Source organism: Enterobacter sp. UPMP2060 (assembly GCF_053709655.1).
Genome location: NZ_JBSKJQ010000003.1, coordinates 119,892 through 137,911 on the forward strand (window position 1 = coordinate 119,892; position 18,020 = coordinate 137,911).

Sequence of the window (18,020 nt, forward strand, 5' to 3'; positions counted from 1 at the left end):
TTAATGAGAAAAATGCCTGCCATGAGAAATAACATTTCATATTTAAAATCTCGGCGTCAGTCCAAACTTTGGCGTTTTGATGTTTGCAGCCCAAATCTTGATATCGTTTTGCAGGAGGATCGTGAAATCGGATTTTAAATGCGTCACCATGCTATTGACGCTGTCCGCATCAACCACTGAAAAATGTTCAATTCTGTTTTGTCCTACCTGAACACAATAATATTTGGCGGGCAGTACTTTACCATTCACATTTAGCGGCAGGTTTTTCTCACCGCAACGGCCTTCAGTAATATAGGACACCAGTAAATTAGCGGATTTTCTTCCTGGCTGGGAGACACTCACCATGACCGGGAAACCTTCCGAGGTCTGTGTCATATCATAAAGAACCGCATTTTTTATATACCAGGTATTATATTCCCGCTCCTGAAAAGCAGACCAGGAAGGCGCAGAAAAGAGTACCAGCACTGCCAGGATAAGAGATTCTATTTTCATGGGATGTTGTCGTCCGTGTTGTTGCACGTATTATTCAGATTGTGCAAAAAACAGCAACCACTTAAGAATAGTCCTACTACTATTGGCAGTGACGGAGGAATGAACTAAAGATATGCCTTACCGTCAGCAGTCCCAGCCAACGCTCATAAAAGAGAATAAGAAGAAAAATGGTAAACCGCAGCCATCATGGCGATGCTGACGACGACGCTGATGAAAAAGTAGCTTTTGAAGGGCTGCTTTTGGGTTTTATGGCGAAAGAGTTGTTGGCCCACAATGGCGCCAGGCCAGCCACCTGTCACGCCAAATACCAGCAATGTCGCTTCCGGAACCCTGCGCATCCCCTTCCGCGCCGCCATTTTATCGGCGCCATACATGACCAACGTCATCACGTTGATCGCCAGAAACCACATGACCAGAGGATGGGTAGCAAGAAGGCTGCCGATCGCAGCGATAATCAGGAGTAAATAACAAAAGCGATTAAGGGTCATAGCACGAGTCACGGAGTGTTTAGCGGTTTTGGATGACGCATTATACGCTAACTGACGAAAATCTCAGAATGAGACAGCTATTCTAAATGCAAACTGCGCCCCGGCCTTTACTGGTTAATATTTAAACTGCGGTAATAAGTAAGCATTATTTCATTATGCTATGGCCGCTAGCATTTTTTTCTTAAAAAATTAACCTGAAGCAACTTACGTCGAAAACACAGCGTAAGCGCATTGTTTTAACAAAACAATAATCATTGCATCCATCAATCTTAAGAGGATGCGACAATTTTGATTAAAGTTAAATTAAACGTTAGGCAGCTAATATTCCAAATCACCCATTTGCTTAAGAATCCCAAAGAGAATGTTGAAAACAATTAATTTGACCATCCGGTCAATACATAACAAAATATTACCGTGGTTAAAACAATAATGGTCTGCATTTTTGGGGGATGATGTCCCCCCTCTTTATTTCCCCAGAAACAACCGAATAAACATTATTCCACCCTGACCTTAACTTTTGGCTTCGACAAGACAACTTTGACCAGTTCCTTGAAAGGAAGAGGTTTGTAAAAGAAAAAACCCTGTAAAAACCGGATATGATTGCGTGTGAGGTAATCGAGCTGCTCTTCTGTTTCAACGCCTTCCGCCACGATGCTAATTGAGAGTTTTTTGGCCAACTCCAGTACCGAATCAAGGATTAGGGTTGAGTCCTCATTCGCGTTAACCCTGGCAACAAAGCTCTGGTCGATTTTAATGTAATCAATATGCAGATCCTGCAGATAGGACAGACCGGAATAACCCGAACCAAAGTCATCCAGCGCAATGGCAAATCCGTTGCTATGTAACTCATTCAATGTATTAACGAGATGTTCATCAATGTCGAGTGGTTCACGCTCCGTCACCTCAACGACGAGGTTGAGATCCTGTTGAGTGAAGCTGCGCTTGTAGTGGAGACACTCTTCAACAAAGGTGGGCGCAACGATATGAGAAGCGCTGAAGTTAATACCTACGTGAAAGCCTTCTGGCAGCAATGTCGCAATAGCATTCATGTGTATTGCAACTTGCCTCATTAAGCTTTGAGTCAAAGGAATAATTAAACCGGATTTCTCAGCAAGAGGAATGAAGGATGCGGGAGAAATAAACCCTGATTGAGGATGCTTCCATCTGGCCAGCACCTCCACACCCCGTAAGGTTCCCTCTTTGCCGCTCACAACGGGTTGGTAATACGGAATAATTTCATTTCTGTAAATGGCGATGCGCAGTGATTCTTCGGGTGAAACATCCTTAGAAATATAGCGTTGAAGAATATAAGCAGAGAGAGACGATATTATCAGCAGGAATAACACCACGCCTCCGGCTCGATTGAATAATCTCTTAAGGCTAAAAAGAGGTGGAGAGTTGAATTGTACCGAGAAAGGATAACCAGAGGCTTTTACCGTTAATACCTCTTTCTTCGTAGGGTCTGCCGCCGTCACATCGCCTGTCAGGCCTAAAAGGCTATTGCCTACTCTCAGGGAATATTCAACGCCATTTAAAGGCATATCCAGCGCATCCCGGATATGGCTATCGCTGATGCTAACGATGATTCGGCTTCCGGCGTGAATTGTCTGATATAAGAGAACCGGAAGACCGTTGACGGTACTGGCCGAAGGGACGAGGAGCAATGATGACTCAGGCAGCACTGAGCTGTTGACCAACAATACGCGGTTTCCCGGTAACGAGGAGCACCAGACCGCATCATTTTTCAGAATAACGATCGTTCTCAGGTGAGGCTGTAATGCCGCCTCGGTGCCCAGCCGATATTGCCCTTCAGCATCACACTCATTCTCGGCAAGTTGCTTTGCCATCTCAGTCGCATGACGAGCTTCTTTAAGAATAACATTCATGTTCCGCACGACGTAGTGCGCCTCTGCCAGGCTATCAGCCCGTGCAGAATACCAGACCTGTAAATTGATGATAAAAACGCCGAGCAAAAACATTGTCGTGGCTGCAGCTACGGGGATAGATGCATGGCGCATTTAGGGTTCTCGATTTAAGTGAAGTAGCCGCTTCAACGATGCTGAAGTGATTGAATTGTCATTGTCTTAAGCATGGTCGATAACGTAATAAATGCCAGGCGTCAGAAAAGTTCTCGTAAACCAGATTCAGGGGAAACAAAAGGCCGCCGAACGGCAGCCCTGGCGGATAAGTGTCTATTAATATCGCTTTATTGTATTGATCGGGGTTCTTTCTGACCAGTCTGGCCGCTCGCCGGCCATGATGGCACGCTGTTGCGTTGGCGTCACAGACTGAGTTATTTCAGGCATTGACTTGTATTCGGGTTGTTTAGGTGGACTGAGAACCAGATCGGAGCTACAGCCTGACAGCAGGAAAATGGCCAGTAGAGATGAACTAAGCTTGAACACGTTAAACCCTTCCAATGGGATAAAATTTTAAGAAAAAGCGTGGTGCTGGTTGCATCCAGGTGACTCGTTACTGATATTCAAAGCCACGCGCCTGGCTGCAGACAGCAGATTCACCACACAGATAACCTCGTAAGGATATATTTACCAGGGCAATACGCGCAACGCTTTGTTTTCCTTCCCACCTGAACTAAAAATGCAAGGAAAGGCGACTATGCTTCTACAGTCGAGGGGGTTTATGCTAAAACCGCTATTCCGATTCTTTTGGTTAAGAGTTAAGAAGGGATTTGAATGGTTCAGGTTGAAGAATTAAAAATGAAGTACCCAGGCGCAGTGGCCTGGCAAATGGGTGACGGCCCGGAAATGGCGAGCGTGCTTGCGGACCTTATTAAAAAAGGAATCAAAACGGCCACCTGCGGATCTTTTGCCTCGTACGCGCAGGATGTGTCTGCTCCGCGGATGGGGAGCTACAACATAATTCTTGATGGCCAGAATGTCCCGGTCTGTGTGATCCGGCTGGTTTCAATGCGGCTGGTGCGTTTTTGCGATGTAAATGAAGAATTCGCTCGCAAAGAGGGTGAAGGCGATTTAAGCCTTGAATACTGGCAGAAAGAGCATCAGCGATTTTTCTTCCGCGAAGGCCATTTTTCTGAAGATATGGAACTGATCGCGGAAGAATTTGAATTGGTTGAGGTGCTGTAAGCTGAGATAAAAGTGATACTTATCCCAGCGAGCCTGCACCCTTCTGATGCCCTCCCAGGTTTGTCAGGCTTTTTAAAGCTACCCTTGTCGATATAACGCATCACCCCGGCATCACTAGCCATTACCCTTAAGCCTGCATGATGTGAATCATTATAGGGCTCCAGATTTAACGCAGCTGTAAAACGTGCTGGTATTCGCCGCCGGAATCCGTACCATACGCGGCATACAATGTTTGCCCCTGCTGGCTCCGAAGGTAGTACTAAATGCAACAGAATCAAGAAATTAACAAAAAAGAGCAATACAACCTGAATAAGCTACGCTGATTTTGCCAACTCATTGATATCATTTGTTTTTTCATTTAAATCAATTGGTTATAGCATAATAGTTTCTCCCTAAAGCTACCCAGAACTACAATTTTAGTGCCCTTTTTTTGCCCCTATTTCGCATTTTTGCCCCTAAATTTGCCCCTAACTTTAGCCAGTGCGCCACCCTTATTCTCCCTGCCCTATACTTTAAGTCTGACATCTAGTTCGAGGTTTCTATGTGTGGACGCTTTGCACAAGCTCAAACGCGTGAAGAATATCTGGCTTACCTGGCCGATGAAGCCGATCGCGACATCGCATACGACCCTGAGCCTATTGGACGTTACAACGTGGCGCCAGGTACCAAAGTTCTGTTGCTGAGCGAACGTGACGAGCAGCTGCATCTCGATCCGGTCCTGTGGTCTTACGCGCCAGGATGGTGGGATAAAGCACCATTGATAAACGCGCGTGTCGAGACAGCGGCCACCAGCAGGATGTTCAAACCTCTCTGGCAGCATGGCCGGGCAATCTGCTTTGCTGATGGATGGTTCGAGTGGAAGAAGGAAGGCGACAAGAAGCAGCCATATTTTATTCACCGGGCAGACGGTCAGCCGATATTTATGGCCGCGATCGGCAGCACACCCTTTGAACGTGGAGATGAAGCAGAGGGTTTTCTGATAGTGACGTCTGCAGCTGATAAAGGACTGGTCGACATTCACGACCGACGGCCGCTGGTTTTGTCGCCGGAAGCTGCAAGAGAATGGATGCGTCAGGATGTTGGTGGAAAAGAAGCTGAAGAGATAGCAGCCGACGGTGCTGTGCCCGCAGACAAGTTTATCTGGCACGCTGTGACGCGCGCCGTGGGTAATGTGAAGAACCAAGCACCATATTTAATATCAGAAATTTAAAATCTCAAAGTTTAGAGTTGATTGAATCACTGCATAGATTTTTTACAGTGTTTTTCGTAATCTAAAACACTTAACTTTAACATACATCCATTTGCGCCTTGTATCTGCTCTTTAGATGGGTACGCGTTAAAGAGAAAGATCGCCATACATACACATAGCAATGAGAATAAATAAGCAATATTTGTTGACATAAAACCAAAAAAGACCTCATGGTAGAACTTTATAGGTGCAAGTGCATAAGCTAGATATACTACACCGGCGAACCAAGCTGCCTTCCTTTTAAGGAGATATTTGGTATCAACAAGAAAATAAAACCGTTTCCCATCAAATTTTAAGTAACGACTTAAGATTGCAATTTTTCGTAGAGATAAAGTTAGGTCGCAACGATTCAAAATATATACCATTTTCATTCTATTCGACCCAGATGGTACGGGAACTACTTGCCGCATAACCTTTTCCTTAAGGAGTTTTGATATATATTTCTTGTCCTCATCATCCAAATGCTCACCATATTCTTTATAAAAATAGCGAAGCTTAATCAATTTTCCATTCCTTAGAAAACCATAGATATATTTTATGCATGCCCAAAAAGCAGTAGCAATAGGTAGTAGCGAGGCTAAAGAAGCCCATACTTCCTTTTTCACTATAATTTCTGAAATCATATTTTGATGACTCACTTTGATATAAACCAAAAAGCATAACACTTTGATTTTATTATTCAACTTACAACTAATAGGTCTGTAAACCTAGTGGTATATCTCGGTGAAAGCATTTCTCGTTTCATCTGCCACTGCTGCTGTATGCCCTGCCCGGCAAAGTAGAGTGTTCCTTTCCCGTCTTTTGCGTTCAGATGATCGAGCACTTCCATCAACCTTTCGCTATCAGCCCGCGGCGCGTTCTCGTCGAACAAGTTAAGCTGTGCAACTCCCTGGCTAAAGAAGTCACCCAGCATAATGCCAGCTTTCTGATAACGGTGTCCGTCTTTCCAGATTTTGTCCAGGCACTTTACCGCAGCGTTGATGATGTCGCGAGAATCCTGTGTAGGCGTGAGAAGTTTGACTGAGGCACTGTTGCCGTAATATGGCTCATTCAGGGCAAAAGGTGACGTCTTTACGAACGCCGAGATAAAACGGCAATACTGATGCTCGCCGCGAAGCTTTTCGGCACCACGCGCCGCATAGCTGCAAATAGCCTGGCGCATCTGTTCGTACTCGGTAACGCGTTCACCGAACGACCTGCTGCAGACAATTTCCTGCTTTGCTGGTGCAAATTCTTCCAGATCAAGGCATGGTTCGCCGCGCAGCTCCCGGACAGTTCGCTCCAGGACGACATTGAAGTGCTTTCGAATAATCCACGTACTCTGCTCTGAGAGGTCGAGAGCCGTTTTGATGCCCATGGCGTTCAGCTTCTTACTGATGCGCCTGCCGACGCCCCAGACATCCTCCACAGGCACAATAGCCAACAACCGACGCTGGCGATCGATATTGGACAAATCAACAACTCCGCCCGTCTGCCTCTGCCATTTTTTGGCGGCATGGTTTGCGAGCTTCGCCAGTGTCTTTGTCTGGGCAATGCCAACACCGACCGTCAGGTGCGTACGCTTCAGAACTGTAGCGCGGATCTCTTTGCCGAACTCCGTCAGGTCCCGGCAGTTGCGAACACCTGTCAGGTCGCAAAAAGCTTCATCGATACTGTAAATTTCGACGCGGGGGCTCATTTCCTCAAGCGTCGTCATTACCCGGTTCGACATGTCTGCGTACAGCTCGTAGTTACTACTGAAGCAAACAACGCCAGCGCGCCGGAATAGATCCTTTTGCTTAAAAAACGGCTCTCCCATGGTAATTCCAGCCGCTTTGGCCTCGGCGCTGCGCGCGATTACGCAGCCATCATTGTTCGACAGAACAACCACTGGCCGCCCTTTCAAATCGGGCCGAAACACCGTCTCGCATGATGCGTAGAATGAATTCACATCACAGAGCGCAAACATACTTAGCTCGCAGATTTAACGATGAAAGTAACAACGCCGAAAACGTCCAGCGTATCTTCGCTGCCAACAACAATCGGGCTGTAGGCGCTGTTCATAGGATTGAGCTGCACGGTCGGGCGCAGCTGCAGGCGCTTAACAGTGAATTCCCCTTCTACCGCGGCAATGACAATATCACCATGCTCAGCAGTTCGCGAACTATCAACCACCAGCAGATCACCGTCGCTGATACCCGCCTCGATCATTGAGTCACCAGCGGCCTTAACGAAATATGTTGAGCTCGGGTGAGTAACCAGTAACTCATTGAGATCGATACGCTGTTCAACGTAATCAGCGGCAGGGCTGGGGAATCCGCATTGGACTAAGTCACTGAAAAGCGGAAGAGCGATGATTTCTCGCAGTTCTGTTGGCCTGATGAATTCCATTATGTACACCTGCAATACTGTTTTTATATACAGTAGTTTTATTTGTAAGTGTCCGCAAGATACAGGCCCTACCGTCACTGCTTAAAGCTTCGCCGTTTCGTTTCTAAGCTTTTCTCACGCTTCGAATTATGACTTTTGTAAATTATTCATATGGACTGAATTAAGCCGGTTTTGAGACAACAAGTGTCAGTGGCAAGTCACTACAGCTCCAGTGGCTCAGAAAGACGATTTGACGCTGAGGAGTTCCTGACATATCTGCCGAAGAAACCGACCGCCATATCACATATGACTATAAACATGACCGCTACGAGATCGCGCCAAAAAACCAAAGTTCTACTGCTAAGGCGCCACTCATTGTTTTTTCACCGAGACCTAGCAAACCCGTAACTCACGCGTAATCGAAGTTGGAGACATGGTCAAACGCAAAGCATTTATAACCGCCAACTGTATTTAAGAGAATAAATGAAGGTTTATTCACCGCATTGTTAATCAAGTTAAAGCAATGTTATATTTTTTAACGATATATTGATCTTTAAGCAAATTAAGCATATGACAATACCTCAATTAATAATTATACCGTCTAACCATATTTATAAATAATACATATTTGAAATTCTGATAATGTTAAGAAGCAAAACAAATACAACATTGTTCAAAAAACACATATTACACCAATAAAATTATTTTTTATGGTTTAAAATACCATGAAATACGAATTCATTGGTTGTTATTTATCCTAACATGCATATAATTAGCACCTTATGCCGCCATATCGTCTTTTTCTCTAAATTTAACTTTGGTATACTTCGCACCGCTCCCGGATGGTATTGTTTTTAATGATGACAGCCCTTGTTATGAATTAGATGATGCTAAATGGAGAAGAAAGTGGAATACATCAAAGAACATGACCAGCAACATCGACAGAGTTCCTTCCTGGAGAAAAAGAATCATATTCTCCCATCAGGAAGCATGTCTGACGACGAGTTCTGGTGCCTAATAGAACTGACGCCCATCCGTAGCGATAAAATCATAAGAGCGCTGCACGATTATTTCGTATTGAATCGCTCCAGATCTTCTTGCTGCGGAATGCATGGTATAAGCAATGGTTACTTTGGAGCATGCATCACCAGGTTTGAACATGTTATCCAGGTTGTTAATGCCCTGTTTAATTATTATAAAAACTCAGGCAATACAAAAAGGGAATAAATACCAAGTGAAATCATTCGGTATTTCCGTGAAATAAAGTAAGTTTTACCAACATCCGGAATTACTAGCTAGCAAGACCGAATAAAAAAACCACCCATCCCCTTTACACACGGGATATACGTATACTTTTGTCGATTTTCTGCAACTTGCGATGAGGTGAATGTATGAATGCACAATTTATCTGCCCAGTAAGTTCTTCTGTTGAGGGACACGACATTAAATGCCCACTTCAGGCGAAGAACGTCACTAGCCATTCTTTCTTGCCGCGTGGCCCGGGTATCTGACAGTGCTGAGCACGGTCAGCTTTCAGACTGTTTAAACGAAATGTACTGATGAAGCATCGAAGAATCGTTATTAGCGGCAACTGTGGGTATGAGGTTTTCGGTCTGACATTGCTGCTCAAGGAAGATGGTTATAACGTTAGATTACTTAAGGAGGTGGAATTACAATCCGGAGACATACTGTTAATGGCACTGAGTGATGATCCTCTGCTGAACTGGTGGCGTTTACTGACTGACTTCAGTGCATCAGAGGATTCGAATCGCTGTCAGACTATAGTCCTTGTACCCGGTAAACTGGGAAATATTCAGGACATGTTTGCCAGGATACAGATAATTGATGGAACGCTTCCACCAGCAGATCTGAAAAAGAAGATTATTGAGCAGATAAAACTGAAGCGGGATGTTCTGGGCTCACGTGTATATGAGCGGTTATGTCTTTCCAGAATCAGAATGCACTATGAGGCAAGCCGTCGACCGTCGGAGATCAAAAATCAAAAACGATATTATAACTGTCGTTTGCGCTTGCGTTCTCTGATGGGGGTGCCACACATGCATATTTTGATAGTAATTGCTCCTGGTTACTCCGCGTCTGCTTTATTGAGTATTCAAAGACTACTTTAGCAGCAGCAACTGAAATACCAATGAAAATTTTTAAGAAGTTTTCAGGCACCTGTAAAGACCTGACTGGTTTTATTCTGGAACTTGCTGGATTTATTGTCATATGTGCCCTCTGGGCACTGATGTGGTTTTTTACAAGTCTGTTACATGATTATTACTAGACAGGTAAAAGCAACTTCCCAGCGTAACCCAGACGATAGCCTCAGGCGCCTGAAAGATTATTAATGCTCTGTTCATGCTTTTTCAACGCTTATATATTTTTGAAGGTGAGAATATGTCAACGCTGAAGAATACATTTTTCATCCCGCCGCCTGAGACTCCAACACAGGCCGGACCTGAAAATATCTTTTATGACTTTAACGATGGCGCCCGTGTGCTGCTTCCTGAAGGGAAATGGCATGTGCGTCTACTGGATGCGGATTCAGAGAATATTCTTTTCTGCTGCGATGTGGATAAAGGTTGGGTAACCAGTAGTAAGAAATATTTTGTGCGTTTCCGTATTCAGGTATTCCATCAGGGCGAAGAGACTCCCCTGCTTGATGAAACACTGAAATTAAAGGACCGTCCGGTACTGATTTCATTCCCAACAGGTACGTTAGGCGACCTGCTCGGCTGGTTCCCCTACGCCGAACGATTCCAGGCACTTCATAAGTGTCAACTGGAATGCACCATGGCGCAGGACATTAGCGGCGTTCGCCGTTGGCGTTGCAGAACATGGCATTCATTGAGTTAATGCGGTCCTTTACCGGCGGGTTGGCATCATCAACAATGACGCTGAATCCGGCATCGTTGAGCTGAGCAATATCGGTCTTGCTTGCGTTCTGCGATTTGCGTGAGTCGCCAGAGGCATCCGGATAGATGTAAATCTCCCGGCTTTTAACGTATCGGCCATCCTCGTAGCGCCAGAACTCTTCCTGAATGCGCTTGATCATCGCCGGCGTGTCATAGACCTTAACCAGCTCGCGAACCGCACGCGGCAGGCCGTTACGCTTAACGTGAACAATCGCGGCCATTTTCCCAACGTTGAAGTCCATACCGATAAACAGCGGATCCCCGTCCCGAATCTCGTCAGAACAGTTATTTAGCTTACGGTTGAAGGTGTGGTAAATGGTCCCGCTGTTAAGGTTGGTGAACTTCCCGCGCAGATAGGCCTGAATCAGTTCGTCAGGGTAAGAGCTCAGCAGCGATGGGATGTAATCAGGCGGTAGATTCTTCGCATTGTCGAACGTGCTGGCCTGGATCAGTCCGTACAGGGCTGCCAGCTGGGGCTTTTCACGTACAGCCTTAACGAACTGCTGGTAAACAAACTTGAAGCCTTCCGGCGTTGTCGTGACGTCAATTCCATTTCTCAGACCAGGAATGTTGTAACGCATACGAGCGATGATTTTTCGCCAGGCTTGTTGCGCTTTGGCTGCTGCCATGACGTCCAGCTCATCCACCATCGCGTTACCGATTTTAAAACCGACTATCGAGCCGGGCTTCTCCATCGAGCGGCAGATTGTTGTCCCGCGGTACCGTCGCCCCTCGTAGAAGTGAACCTCTTTGTTACCCTCATTGATTTTGACGCTCAGTCCCCAGTCGAAAGCCACCTCTTCAATCGTCGGGTAGAAGATGTCACGGATCTGCGGGTACGTCGGCGCGAAATAACCCTGGTTAATCTTCGGGTGCTCCCACATCCCCTTACAGATGCCGCCACAACCTACCCACGTCTTACCGGAGCCGAACCCGGCAACGTAGGCTTTGAATTTGTGCTGCATCGCGAGGAAGCGCGCCTGAGGAATGTTAAGTGTCGGGCTGATCCCCATCGTCCGCCCTCGCGTCCACTACGTTGATATTGATTTGAACTGGGGTTGGCTCGTCGTCGTCACTATCACCGGCCAGCTCTTTACGGAGTTTCTCGACCTCCAGCTGCCGGCGTTCGATTTCAATTTGCTGCAGGCGCTGTGCAAACTCGCTATCGACCAGCCCAAGTCGCTTCATTACCGCTTCGAACATTCTTTCGCGGCTGATTGCTGTGATTTCAACGCCGTTCTTGCCGACCTTCACGCCTGAGTAAGCGAGCCGAGAAGCTGCCGGGAGTTTGCGCGTATCGGGGAAATAAGGCTGGCCAATACCGTCGCCATTGCAGCGCGGGCATTCGGGGTTTGGTTCTCGATTGTGGTCATAGCCGTAACCGCCGGAATCTTCGGGTTCACGTCTGTCACGCTCAGCAGCCTCGAGTCTTTTCTCTTCAAATTCAACTGCATCGCGCCACTGGTAGTGGTGACCGAAGCCCCAGCAGTAACGACACGCGCCGCGACGATACTGCGAAAGCTGGTTTGCATCGAAAGTGGCGAGCTGCCACATCTGCGCGAGGACTTCATCGGCACTGCCAAGCGTGCGCACAATGGACGCTTTTTGCTGCTGCGCAATAGCCTGCGCAACGTTAGGATTCGCTATGAGCTGACGACCGTAGTTTGGGTCACTATAACCAGCACGTGCAGCGGCAGCGGTGGCGTTGTTGTCCCTCAGGTACTCCGCGACAAATAAGCGCTGCTGAGCGGTAAGTCCATCATCATCCACCAGCTCATTTGCGCTTTTATCTTTCTGCGCAGTGCGCATTTTTTTCTGCGCAGGTTTTTGCGCAGTTTGCGCATAAGGTTTTTTGATATATCGACGGGCGGTAGCGTAGTTCAGTCCTTGCGCTTCGCACCATTCCTTTGGTGATACGCCGGTTGTGGCATGTTCGGACAGGAACCGTTGCTGAAGCTCGCCCCAGTCCGGTTTAGCCATAAATTTCTCTGGTTTTTTTTCGATTGAAGGTAGATATTAAGCATGTGAATCGAAGGGATGATTAAAACTCAGCATAACTATTAACGGGTGAGTTTTCCCATTCCGATTTGATTATATTGACTATGATTATTTTAATGGAGACATTTAATGAGTATAGAGACCGAATTTTTGGAGGTATTTATTTCCAGACCTAATTGGCTACCCGAGCAATTAGAATCTGACTTAGAAAAATTTTATAGCCTATTAGATGATTTAATGATATTTCCGAACACCATCAGAATAAGCCAACCATGCTTACAAACCCCTTTCAATGACATTATTGAACTGATGGAGCGGTGTAAATGCGCCATTATATTTGCGCTCCCGCAAATATTCATTGAAACAGGAAAGGTAAAGGATAAAGAAACTAATGGAATCACATTACCGACCGAGTGGAATCAAATTGAAACAGCCATAGCATTAACATTAAAAAAACCAACACTCATTATATTACATGAAGATGTTACACCTAGAGGGCTACTTGAAATAGGGGCTGCAAATGTTTACATACATAAAATAAAAACCTCAGATCACAGCTGGCCAAACAACATTAAAGATAAATTAGAGTATTTAATACAGGCAGCCCATAAGGCCACAAAAAAATAATATATTCCCGGCACTCGGGACCGAAAACTTCTTGTTTGCCGGTGAGGGCCATTGCTTTCCCCTGGAGAATTTATGACTACTTACTATACAGTTGATTCAGGTAATTACTACTCACCTGGGATGGTGGCTAGACCAATCACTCCCTCCATTCAGCCAATCGAATTGCACAATATGGTCACTAACCTTTTCCCACGCGGAGTATCAAAGCATGGTGATGGTTATTTTCTCTCTGCCAATGCGATAGCAGGACAGATCAACTTTTCGATAGATTGGGGGCTCGAGTTTTATAGAAGAGCAATGCGGCCTTCTACACCATCACGATATGAATGCATTTTTGCGTGTGAAACATTAGCAGAAGCCGTCGCATTTAGGTCGCAATACAGAAGCCCTAACTCTCCAATTTATGAAGTTGAGGCAGATGAAGATTTAATTCACAGAGGTGATATGGCACTTTTGAACAATGCGAATTCCTGCCTAGTTTATACCTATCAGATTGAACATTACTGGGCTGGCACGACATTTTTACAACAACCATTCTGGGAAATATTGATTCCTCTTCCAGCAACTATCGGAAACCGCGTGGCTTGATTAGTTGAGCAAACCAGAACGCCGTCTCGATGTCCTCTCAGTCCGGTTTGCTCATTCGTTACTCCGTTGGTTGTTCCGTCTGCTCTGCCGGTGCACGCGCTTCACATCGGCAGGCGCGAAATACAGCCACTCCCCCGTCTCGGTCGCTAGCGGTACAAAGCCATTCACTAGCTCAGGCTGACGTCGTGACATCTTGCCCGTGAAGATGTCGCCTGTTTGGGTGGTTAGCGTGATTTGGTAGATGTCTGGAATTATTATTACTCCCAGAGGCATTAATTGGGTGATAAAGTCCTCAAGAGACCATCTACGGAGCAGAACATGAAATTAGTAGACATTGAGAAATGGGCACCACATGTTGGCATGTTTATTCTCGAATTCGGTGCCGTTGAATCTTTTACACGCAGCCTTCTTGAGGAGTTAACTCCACCTACAATATATAAACATATCAAAGAGATAGCTCTGAGCAATAAAATAAAGATTATCGCAGATATCCTCAAATGCTCTGAAGAACACCCGGACCTTCAGCAGGAGCTTATTCAGGCTTACAAACATATTGATGAGCTTACAGAAATCAGAAATATAATCGCTCACAATACTGTAAAGCTCGTTTTTTGGGAAAATCACGAGCCTGAGGAATCTCCATATGATGAAGCCCTTTACAGCGATAAAAATTCAAAAACTATCACTCTTGAAGAGATGCAAGAACATAATGCCAATCTAAGTGCACTCGTAGAAACGCTGTATCGCATAGAAGGAACTAAGCGCGGAAGGCAAATTGCCAAAGACTTGGAATATTTCAAGATATCAGGGCTAACACTATCTGGCTTGAGCGGTCTGGGTAAAGAATGATGTTATTATAATTCTCATTTCAGACACTGCTCTTTGATGTAGTCCTGCATGCCGAGAATCATCTTGTCAGCGGTTACGATTCCGTTCCGGTGATCGAAATAATTCCGTCGAGCGTCTGGAGTAAGTTCGGGGGCTCCTGCATCATCCATGCCGGGGGCGGAGGTGGCTTTGGGCACTCCAGGGCAGGTTGCGGCGATGCGCAGCCGTTTAGCACCAGAATCCACATCCCGACGCAAATCGTTAATGGTTTTTTTCGCATCGGACAATTCCTTCGTGTATTTAGCATCCAGTGCCGCAGCATCACGCTGCCGGGTCTGCATATCTTTGATGGTGGCGTTCGCCAGGGTCAGTTGTTCGGTAGCTTTATCGCACTGGTCTTTGTAAGTGATGGCGTTGCTACGGTAGTGGTTAATCGCCAATGTCATGGAAACCAGCAGGCAGATAACGGCAGCGCAGACGATGGCTGTTATTCGACTCATTTCTGGCCCCACTCGCAGACTTCGCGCTCAATCTCGCGCCGGGTGATAAGCCCCTTCCACTGTTTGCCACCGGCATACGTCCAGCGCTGCAGTTCTTTGCATGCACCCGGAACATCGCCGGCATTTAGTTTTTTCAGTAACGTCGATCTGCTAAATGCTCCGGTTCCCACGTTGTATGTGAAAGAGTAAAGCGCGGCGCGGGTTGGCTCAGGGATGTGAACATTGATCAGCGGGTCAATGGCGTTTGCTACTTGTTGCAAATCAGACTGCAGCAAAGCGTCACATTCTTTATCTGTGTAGCGGTGACCGCGGCGAACGTCAGCGCCGGTGTGGCCATCGCAAACAGTCCAGACACCGACTACATCCTGATAAGCGTAATAACGACGCCCTTCAAGACCATCTGCATTGCCCAACATGACAGCTGCAATAGTGATTGCGCAGGCTCCGCCAACAACGGCGCCCACCAGCTTATTTCTGAGTGTCGGGTTCATCTCGGCTCCTGCTGCGGCGGTTGTCTTCGCGTATTTTGAAATAGAGATTCGTCAGATATGTCAGTACGGCGATGATGATGCCCACCAGCACGCCGATAGCGTTCCACTGCTCGGGACTGTAGGCATTCAACATGCCGTTTAGGATGCTACCGGCTGAAGCGCCGTATGCAGCACCGGTGGTAAGTTTGTCCATGCGATACATACTCTCACCTCGCTTTTTGCGGGTGCTCTTGCTTGAAATTAAAAAAAGGCCGCCGAAAGGCAGCCTTTGAGAGATATGTCAGTGTCTGGGAGGATAATATTATGATGCTTAAAGTCAAAAGATATTATGTGTTTCTTTTAGCTTTCTCCCAATCTTCTTTCAAAAGGCGCTGCATGTCACTAACAAATTGATTTAAATATTTATTAGCTTCTTCCCCATCCAAATCATAAATATTTTTAACCATGTCTTCTGAGTGTGTTTTTAATTGATTCATGGCATTTATAACTCTTATGTGATCAGCCCTTTCAGGATTAAGCATCAACTGAATGCGCGTTGAATGAAGTACTAATTGTATCATTGCCGCATGCAATTCAATCTTAGTCTGAGCAATCGAACTTAGGAGATCCGCCTTCTCAGTCTGGGTAATAGCGGGATGATTACTGGATTTAATTTCAAGAACATACTTTTGACTTATGGATAAATATGTAACGGCACTAGCTACAAACTCAGCGGAAGCCTCTCGCAGATCTTTTATCCATACAAGCCTGTTAGAAGCAATTACTTGAGCCTTTCTACTTTCTTCCGCTAATTTAATTTGTGTATCTCTGCCATGCTCAATATCCCTCAATTGCACCGCTCGATCTTCTCGAAGAGTTTTATTACTGTTTTTAATTGACCACCATGCAATTAAAGCTGGTATCGCGGCTGCGATGAATGCACCAGCAACACTTGCAACAATAGTATCCCAGCCAAACCCGCTATCGGTGGTTACATCAATGTGCGGTATCTTTTCAATTAATAAGCCCAGATTTCCGGCTACCGGATATGGAATACCTTGCCAAGCCATAACACCTCCTTTTTTGAGGCATCATAACAAAAAACCCCGCTAAGGCGAGGTTTAGAATTTTTAACAATGAACATAAAAAGCCCATCATTGGAGCAAAATTACCACAGATTCGGGAAAAGTAAATAGCTCACGATAAAATAATGCCCTATTTTGTTATCTGCTTGAGCTGTGCATCAGCCCACGCCTCTTCGATGTCAAACTTGGTGATAAGCTGATCGTAAAATGGCTTAACAGACTTCTTCCAGGTATCGAGACTGATTGCATCCGTTGCCTGGCACACCGCGGCGTAAGCCTCAGTTGATGGAATTCGTTCATATCCACGCCCACCGCAGCGCTTACAGTCAACCAGAACCGGTACACCCTGCTGTTCAGTAAGAACCTGATTAACGGCTTTCCCACGTCCATGGCAATCTTTACAGGCGCAACTTACAACCTTCTTACCCTTGCACTGAGGGCAGAGAACGCGCGCTACCTCCATGACCTGCCTACGCACCTCATACTCAGAAGGGCGAATATTCTCGACACCCATATGCAAAGACATCTTCACGATCTTCTTCTCTTTTGCCGGAGTGTGGGACTTCATGCTGAAAACCTCAGCGTCAATAAATCCTTCCCCATTGCAGCCATCGCACTGCTTCACGCTGGCGGCGCTGCGAGAATAGTCTTCAAACGCGAAGGTGGCCAGCTGATGCATCACCAGTGGTTTAACCCCTGGCTCCAGCTTGCGCAGCGCCGCCACCCGATCGCACTTAGTCAGCGCATACTGGGCCAGCAACTCAATCGCCCTCTCCCGGTCATTGTTGCTGATGCCCATTTTCCCGAGAAAAGCACTGTAACCCAATGCTGCCCGTTCCTGCGTCATACCCATAGCGGCCATGACATCCGTTCCGCTTAATGAGTCTGACGCCGTAGCGCGCGGAGAGTCACAAATCATTGTCGATTTGGCGAAGTGATATTTGAGGGTGTTTTCAAGATTCATGCGGTCTCCAACTCGGTAATGGTGAGTTCTAATTTCCCGCCCTTAACGACAGGCATTTTCACAACGCGATAGTCAATAACCTGGCAGTCGTCCAGCCAGAACCCCGCCTTGGTTAAAGCGTCGAATGCAGCCTTCTGCAGGTTATCCAGATCGCGGCGCCGGCGGTCGGGCATGTGACATTCAATACGGATTTTGAGTGGTGCGGCCGTACGGATATTAAGCCGGGCGCTTCGAATGACACTTGCGACCGCATAACGGTACGCAACGCCATCAGCGCTAATGTGTGTACGCCCGCGGTTGTGCCGGTAATACCGGTTATTGCTCGGCGGCCAGGGCAAAGTGATTTGATATGTCTTCACG

20 protein-coding genes and 4 pseudogenes are annotated in these 18,020 nt (G+C 46.4%); 9 read left to right on the plus strand and 15 right to left on the minus strand.

Annotated elements, in window-relative coordinates; genetic code table 11:
- Nucleotides 1-42: 42 nt before the first annotated feature.
- The 3 genes from ACWKXN_RS09480 to ACWKXN_RS09490 form a co-directional block, all read right to left on the minus strand.
- Complete coding sequence (locus ACWKXN_RS09480; RefSeq protein ID WP_033145699.1) at nt 43-492, minus strand: hypothetical protein; 450 nt, start codon at nt 490-492, stop codon at nt 43-45.
- 143 nt (nt 493-635) lie between these two features.
- Entirely contained in the window at nt 636-980 is a 345-nt protein-coding gene (locus tag ACWKXN_RS09485) for a DUF1294 domain-containing protein (protein ID WP_048979167.1), read from the minus strand.
- Nucleotides 981-1,474: 494 nt separating this feature from the next.
- Nucleotides 1,475-2,998, minus strand: a complete 1,524-nt coding sequence (locus tag ACWKXN_RS09490) for an EAL domain-containing protein (RefSeq protein ID WP_454543698.1) — start codon at nt 2,996-2,998, stop codon at nt 1,475-1,477.
- Between the two features lie 675 nt (nt 2,999-3,673).
- On the opposite strand from ACWKXN_RS09490, the gene ACWKXN_RS09495 reads away from it, so the two are divergent.
- The 3 genes and pseudogenes from ACWKXN_RS09495 (at nt 3,674) to ACWKXN_RS09505 (ending at nt 5,294) form a co-directional block, all read left to right on the plus strand.
- Complete coding sequence (locus tag ACWKXN_RS09495; protein WP_063439764.1) at nt 3,674-4,084, plus strand: ASCH domain-containing protein; 411 nt, start codon at nt 3,674-3,676, stop codon at nt 4,082-4,084.
- Nucleotides 4,085-4,240: 156 nt separating this feature from the next.
- Nucleotides 4,241-4,312, plus strand: a pseudogene (locus ACWKXN_RS09500) (hypothetical protein); the annotation flags it as partial.
- A 313-nt stretch (nt 4,313-4,625) separates the two neighbouring features.
- The gene (locus ACWKXN_RS09505) at nt 4,626-5,294 is read left to right on the plus strand and encodes an SOS response-associated peptidase (protein ID WP_454543699.1); all 669 of its coding nucleotides are present in this window, start codon (nt 4,626-4,628) and stop codon (nt 5,292-5,294) included.
- A gap of 26 nt (nt 5,295-5,320) precedes the next feature.
- Here the strand turns inward: ACWKXN_RS09505 and ACWKXN_RS09510 are convergent, their stop codons facing one another.
- The 3 genes from ACWKXN_RS09510 to ACWKXN_RS09520 all read right to left on the minus strand — a co-directional run bounded on the left by ACWKXN_RS09510 (nt 5,321) and on the right by ACWKXN_RS09520 (nt 7,703).
- Nucleotides 5,321-5,938: a hypothetical protein gene (locus ACWKXN_RS09510; protein WP_454543700.1), complete on the minus strand. Its 618-nt coding sequence runs from the start codon at nt 5,936-5,938 to the stop codon at nt 5,321-5,323.
- 74 nt (nt 5,939-6,012) lie between these two features.
- On the minus strand, nt 6,013-7,281 hold the full coding sequence (locus tag ACWKXN_RS09515; RefSeq protein ID WP_454543701.1) for a Y-family DNA polymerase: 1,269 nt from the start codon (nt 7,279-7,281) through the stop codon (nt 6,013-6,015).
- 2 nt (nt 7,282-7,283) lie between these two features.
- A complete protein-coding gene (locus ACWKXN_RS09520) occupies nt 7,284-7,703 on the minus strand; it encodes a translesion error-prone DNA polymerase V autoproteolytic subunit (protein WP_064790993.1) in 420 nt (139 codons plus the stop codon).
- Nucleotides 7,704-8,576: 873 nt separating this feature from the next.
- On the opposite strand from ACWKXN_RS09520, the gene ACWKXN_RS09525 reads away from it, so the two are divergent.
- The 3 genes and pseudogenes from ACWKXN_RS09525 to ACWKXN_RS09535 all read left to right on the plus strand — a co-directional run.
- Entirely contained in the window at nt 8,577-8,909 is a 333-nt protein-coding gene (locus tag ACWKXN_RS09525) for a PapB/FocB family fimbrial expression transcriptional regulator (protein ID WP_454543702.1), read from the plus strand.
- 332 nt (nt 8,910-9,241) lie between these two features.
- On the plus strand, nt 9,242-9,811 hold the full coding sequence (locus ACWKXN_RS09530; protein ID WP_454543703.1) for a hypothetical protein: 570 nt from the start codon (nt 9,242-9,244) through the stop codon (nt 9,809-9,811).
- A 271-nt stretch (nt 9,812-10,082) separates the two neighbouring features.
- Nucleotides 10,083-10,493 (plus strand): annotated as a pseudogene (locus ACWKXN_RS09535) (autotransporter strand-loop-strand O-heptosyltransferase); the annotation flags it as partial.
- Between the two features lies 1 nt (nt 10,494).
- Here ACWKXN_RS09535 and ACWKXN_RS09540 read toward each other — a convergent pair.
- Both ACWKXN_RS09540 and ACWKXN_RS09545 read right to left on the minus strand, forming a co-directional pair.
- A pseudogene (locus ACWKXN_RS09540) lies at nt 10,495-11,613 on the minus strand (terminase large subunit domain-containing protein); the annotation flags it as partial.
- Nucleotides 11,591-12,580 (minus strand): terminase small subunit, encoded by a 990-nt coding sequence (locus ACWKXN_RS09545; RefSeq protein WP_454543704.1) that lies wholly within the window; start codon nt 12,578-12,580, stop codon nt 11,591-11,593. The gene ACWKXN_RS09545 and the pseudogene ACWKXN_RS09540, both read right to left, overlap by 23 nt.
- 147 nt (nt 12,581-12,727) lie before the next feature.
- On the opposite strand from ACWKXN_RS09545, the gene ACWKXN_RS09550 reads away from it, so the two are divergent.
- Complete coding sequence (locus ACWKXN_RS09550) at nt 12,728-13,225, plus strand: hypothetical protein (protein WP_454543705.1); 498 nt, start codon at nt 12,728-12,730, stop codon at nt 13,223-13,225.
- A gap of 72 nt (nt 13,226-13,297) precedes the next feature.
- Complete coding sequence (locus ACWKXN_RS09555) at nt 13,298-13,813, plus strand: hypothetical protein (RefSeq protein ID WP_454543706.1); 516 nt, start codon at nt 13,298-13,300, stop codon at nt 13,811-13,813.
- A 58-nt stretch (nt 13,814-13,871) separates the two neighbouring features.
- On the opposite strand, the pseudogene ACWKXN_RS09560 reads toward ACWKXN_RS09555, so the two are convergent.
- A pseudogene (locus tag ACWKXN_RS09560) lies at nt 13,872-14,065 on the minus strand (hypothetical protein).
- 66 nt (nt 14,066-14,131) lie between these two features.
- Here ACWKXN_RS09560 and ACWKXN_RS09565 point away from each other — a divergent pair.
- On the plus strand, nt 14,132-14,662 hold the full coding sequence (locus tag ACWKXN_RS09565) for a hypothetical protein (RefSeq protein ID WP_454543707.1): 531 nt from the start codon (nt 14,132-14,134) through the stop codon (nt 14,660-14,662).
- A gap of 14 nt (nt 14,663-14,676) precedes the next feature.
- On the opposite strand, the gene ACWKXN_RS09570 is transcribed toward ACWKXN_RS09565, so the two are convergent.
- The 6 genes from ACWKXN_RS09570 to rusA form a co-directional block, all read right to left on the minus strand.
- Nucleotides 14,677-15,141, minus strand: coding sequence for a lysis protein (locus ACWKXN_RS09570; RefSeq protein ID WP_454543708.1), 465 nt, complete (start codon nt 15,139-15,141; stop codon nt 14,677-14,679).
- Nucleotides 15,138-15,632, minus strand: a complete 495-nt coding sequence (locus ACWKXN_RS09575) for a lysozyme (protein ID WP_454543709.1) — start codon at nt 15,630-15,632, stop codon at nt 15,138-15,140. The genes ACWKXN_RS09570 and ACWKXN_RS09575 overlap by 4 nt, the downstream gene beginning before the upstream one ends.
- Nucleotides 15,610-15,834, minus strand: coding sequence for a class II holin family protein (locus ACWKXN_RS09580; protein ID WP_046092045.1), 225 nt, complete (start codon nt 15,832-15,834; stop codon nt 15,610-15,612). The genes ACWKXN_RS09575 and ACWKXN_RS09580 overlap by 23 nt, the downstream gene beginning before the upstream one ends.
- Nucleotides 15,835-15,958: 124 nt before the next feature.
- Nucleotides 15,959-16,681 (minus strand): hypothetical protein, encoded by a 723-nt coding sequence (locus ACWKXN_RS09585; RefSeq protein ID WP_454543710.1) that lies wholly within the window; start codon nt 16,679-16,681, stop codon nt 15,959-15,961.
- A 145-nt stretch (nt 16,682-16,826) separates the two neighbouring features.
- Nucleotides 16,827-17,660 carry an antitermination protein Q gene (locus ACWKXN_RS09590; RefSeq protein ID WP_454543711.1) on the minus strand — a complete coding sequence of 278 codons (834 nt, stop codon included), beginning with the start codon at nt 17,658-17,660 and terminating at the stop codon, nt 16,827-16,829.
- Nucleotides 17,657-18,019 (minus strand): crossover junction endodeoxyribonuclease RusA, encoded by a 363-nt coding sequence (gene rusA, locus ACWKXN_RS09595; protein WP_454543712.1) that lies wholly within the window; start codon nt 18,017-18,019, stop codon nt 17,657-17,659. The genes ACWKXN_RS09590 and rusA overlap by 4 nt, the downstream gene beginning before the upstream one ends.
- Nucleotide 18,020 lies beyond the last annotated feature (1 nt).

Excerpts from the sequence above, each read along its gene's own strand:
- ACWKXN_RS09480 (WP_033145699.1), bottom strand. The coding sequence starts at position 492 with ATGAAAATAGAATCTCTTATCCTGGCAGTGCTGGTACTCTTTTCTGCG.
- ACWKXN_RS09485 (WP_048979167.1), bottom strand. The coding sequence starts at position 980 with ATGACCCTTAATCGCTTTTGTTATTTACTCCTGATTATCGCTGCGATC.
- ACWKXN_RS09490 (WP_454543698.1), bottom strand. The coding sequence starts at position 2,998 with ATGCGCCATGCATCTATCCCCGTAGCTGCAGCCACGACAATGTTTTTG.
- ACWKXN_RS09495 (WP_063439764.1), top strand. The coding sequence starts at position 3,674 with ATGGTTCAGGTTGAAGAATTAAAAATGAAGTACCCAGGCGCAGTGGCC.
- ACWKXN_RS09505 (WP_454543699.1), top strand. The coding sequence starts at position 4,626 with ATGTGTGGACGCTTTGCACAAGCTCAAACGCGTGAAGAATATCTGGCT.
- ACWKXN_RS09515 (WP_454543701.1), bottom strand. The coding sequence starts at position 7,281 with ATGTTTGCGCTCTGTGATGTGAATTCATTCTACGCATCATGCGAGACG.
- ACWKXN_RS09520 (WP_064790993.1), bottom strand. The coding sequence starts at position 7,703 with ATGGAATTCATCAGGCCAACAGAACTGCGAGAAATCATCGCTCTTCCG.
- ACWKXN_RS09525 (WP_454543702.1), top strand. The coding sequence starts at position 8,577 with ATGGAGAAGAAAGTGGAATACATCAAAGAACATGACCAGCAACATCGA.
- ACWKXN_RS09530 (WP_454543703.1), top strand. The coding sequence starts at position 9,242 with ATGAAGCATCGAAGAATCGTTATTAGCGGCAACTGTGGGTATGAGGTT.
- ACWKXN_RS09545 (WP_454543704.1), bottom strand. The coding sequence starts at position 12,580 with ATGGCTAAACCGGACTGGGGCGAGCTTCAGCAACGGTTCCTGTCCGAA.
- ACWKXN_RS09550 (WP_454543705.1), top strand. The coding sequence starts at position 12,728 with ATGAGTATAGAGACCGAATTTTTGGAGGTATTTATTTCCAGACCTAAT.
- ACWKXN_RS09555 (WP_454543706.1), top strand. The coding sequence starts at position 13,298 with ATGACTACTTACTATACAGTTGATTCAGGTAATTACTACTCACCTGGG.
- ACWKXN_RS09565 (WP_454543707.1), top strand. The coding sequence starts at position 14,132 with ATGAAATTAGTAGACATTGAGAAATGGGCACCACATGTTGGCATGTTT.
- ACWKXN_RS09570 (WP_454543708.1), bottom strand. The coding sequence starts at position 15,141 with ATGAGTCGAATAACAGCCATCGTCTGCGCTGCCGTTATCTGCCTGCTG.
- ACWKXN_RS09575 (WP_454543709.1), bottom strand. The coding sequence starts at position 15,632 with ATGAACCCGACACTCAGAAATAAGCTGGTGGGCGCCGTTGTTGGCGGA.
- ACWKXN_RS09580 (WP_046092045.1), bottom strand. The coding sequence starts at position 15,834 with ATGTATCGCATGGACAAACTTACCACCGGTGCTGCATACGGCGCTTCA.
- ACWKXN_RS09585 (WP_454543710.1), bottom strand. The coding sequence starts at position 16,681 with ATGGCTTGGCAAGGTATTCCATATCCGGTAGCCGGAAATCTGGGCTTA.
- ACWKXN_RS09590 (WP_454543711.1), bottom strand. The coding sequence starts at position 17,660 with ATGAATCTTGAAAACACCCTCAAATATCACTTCGCCAAATCGACAATG.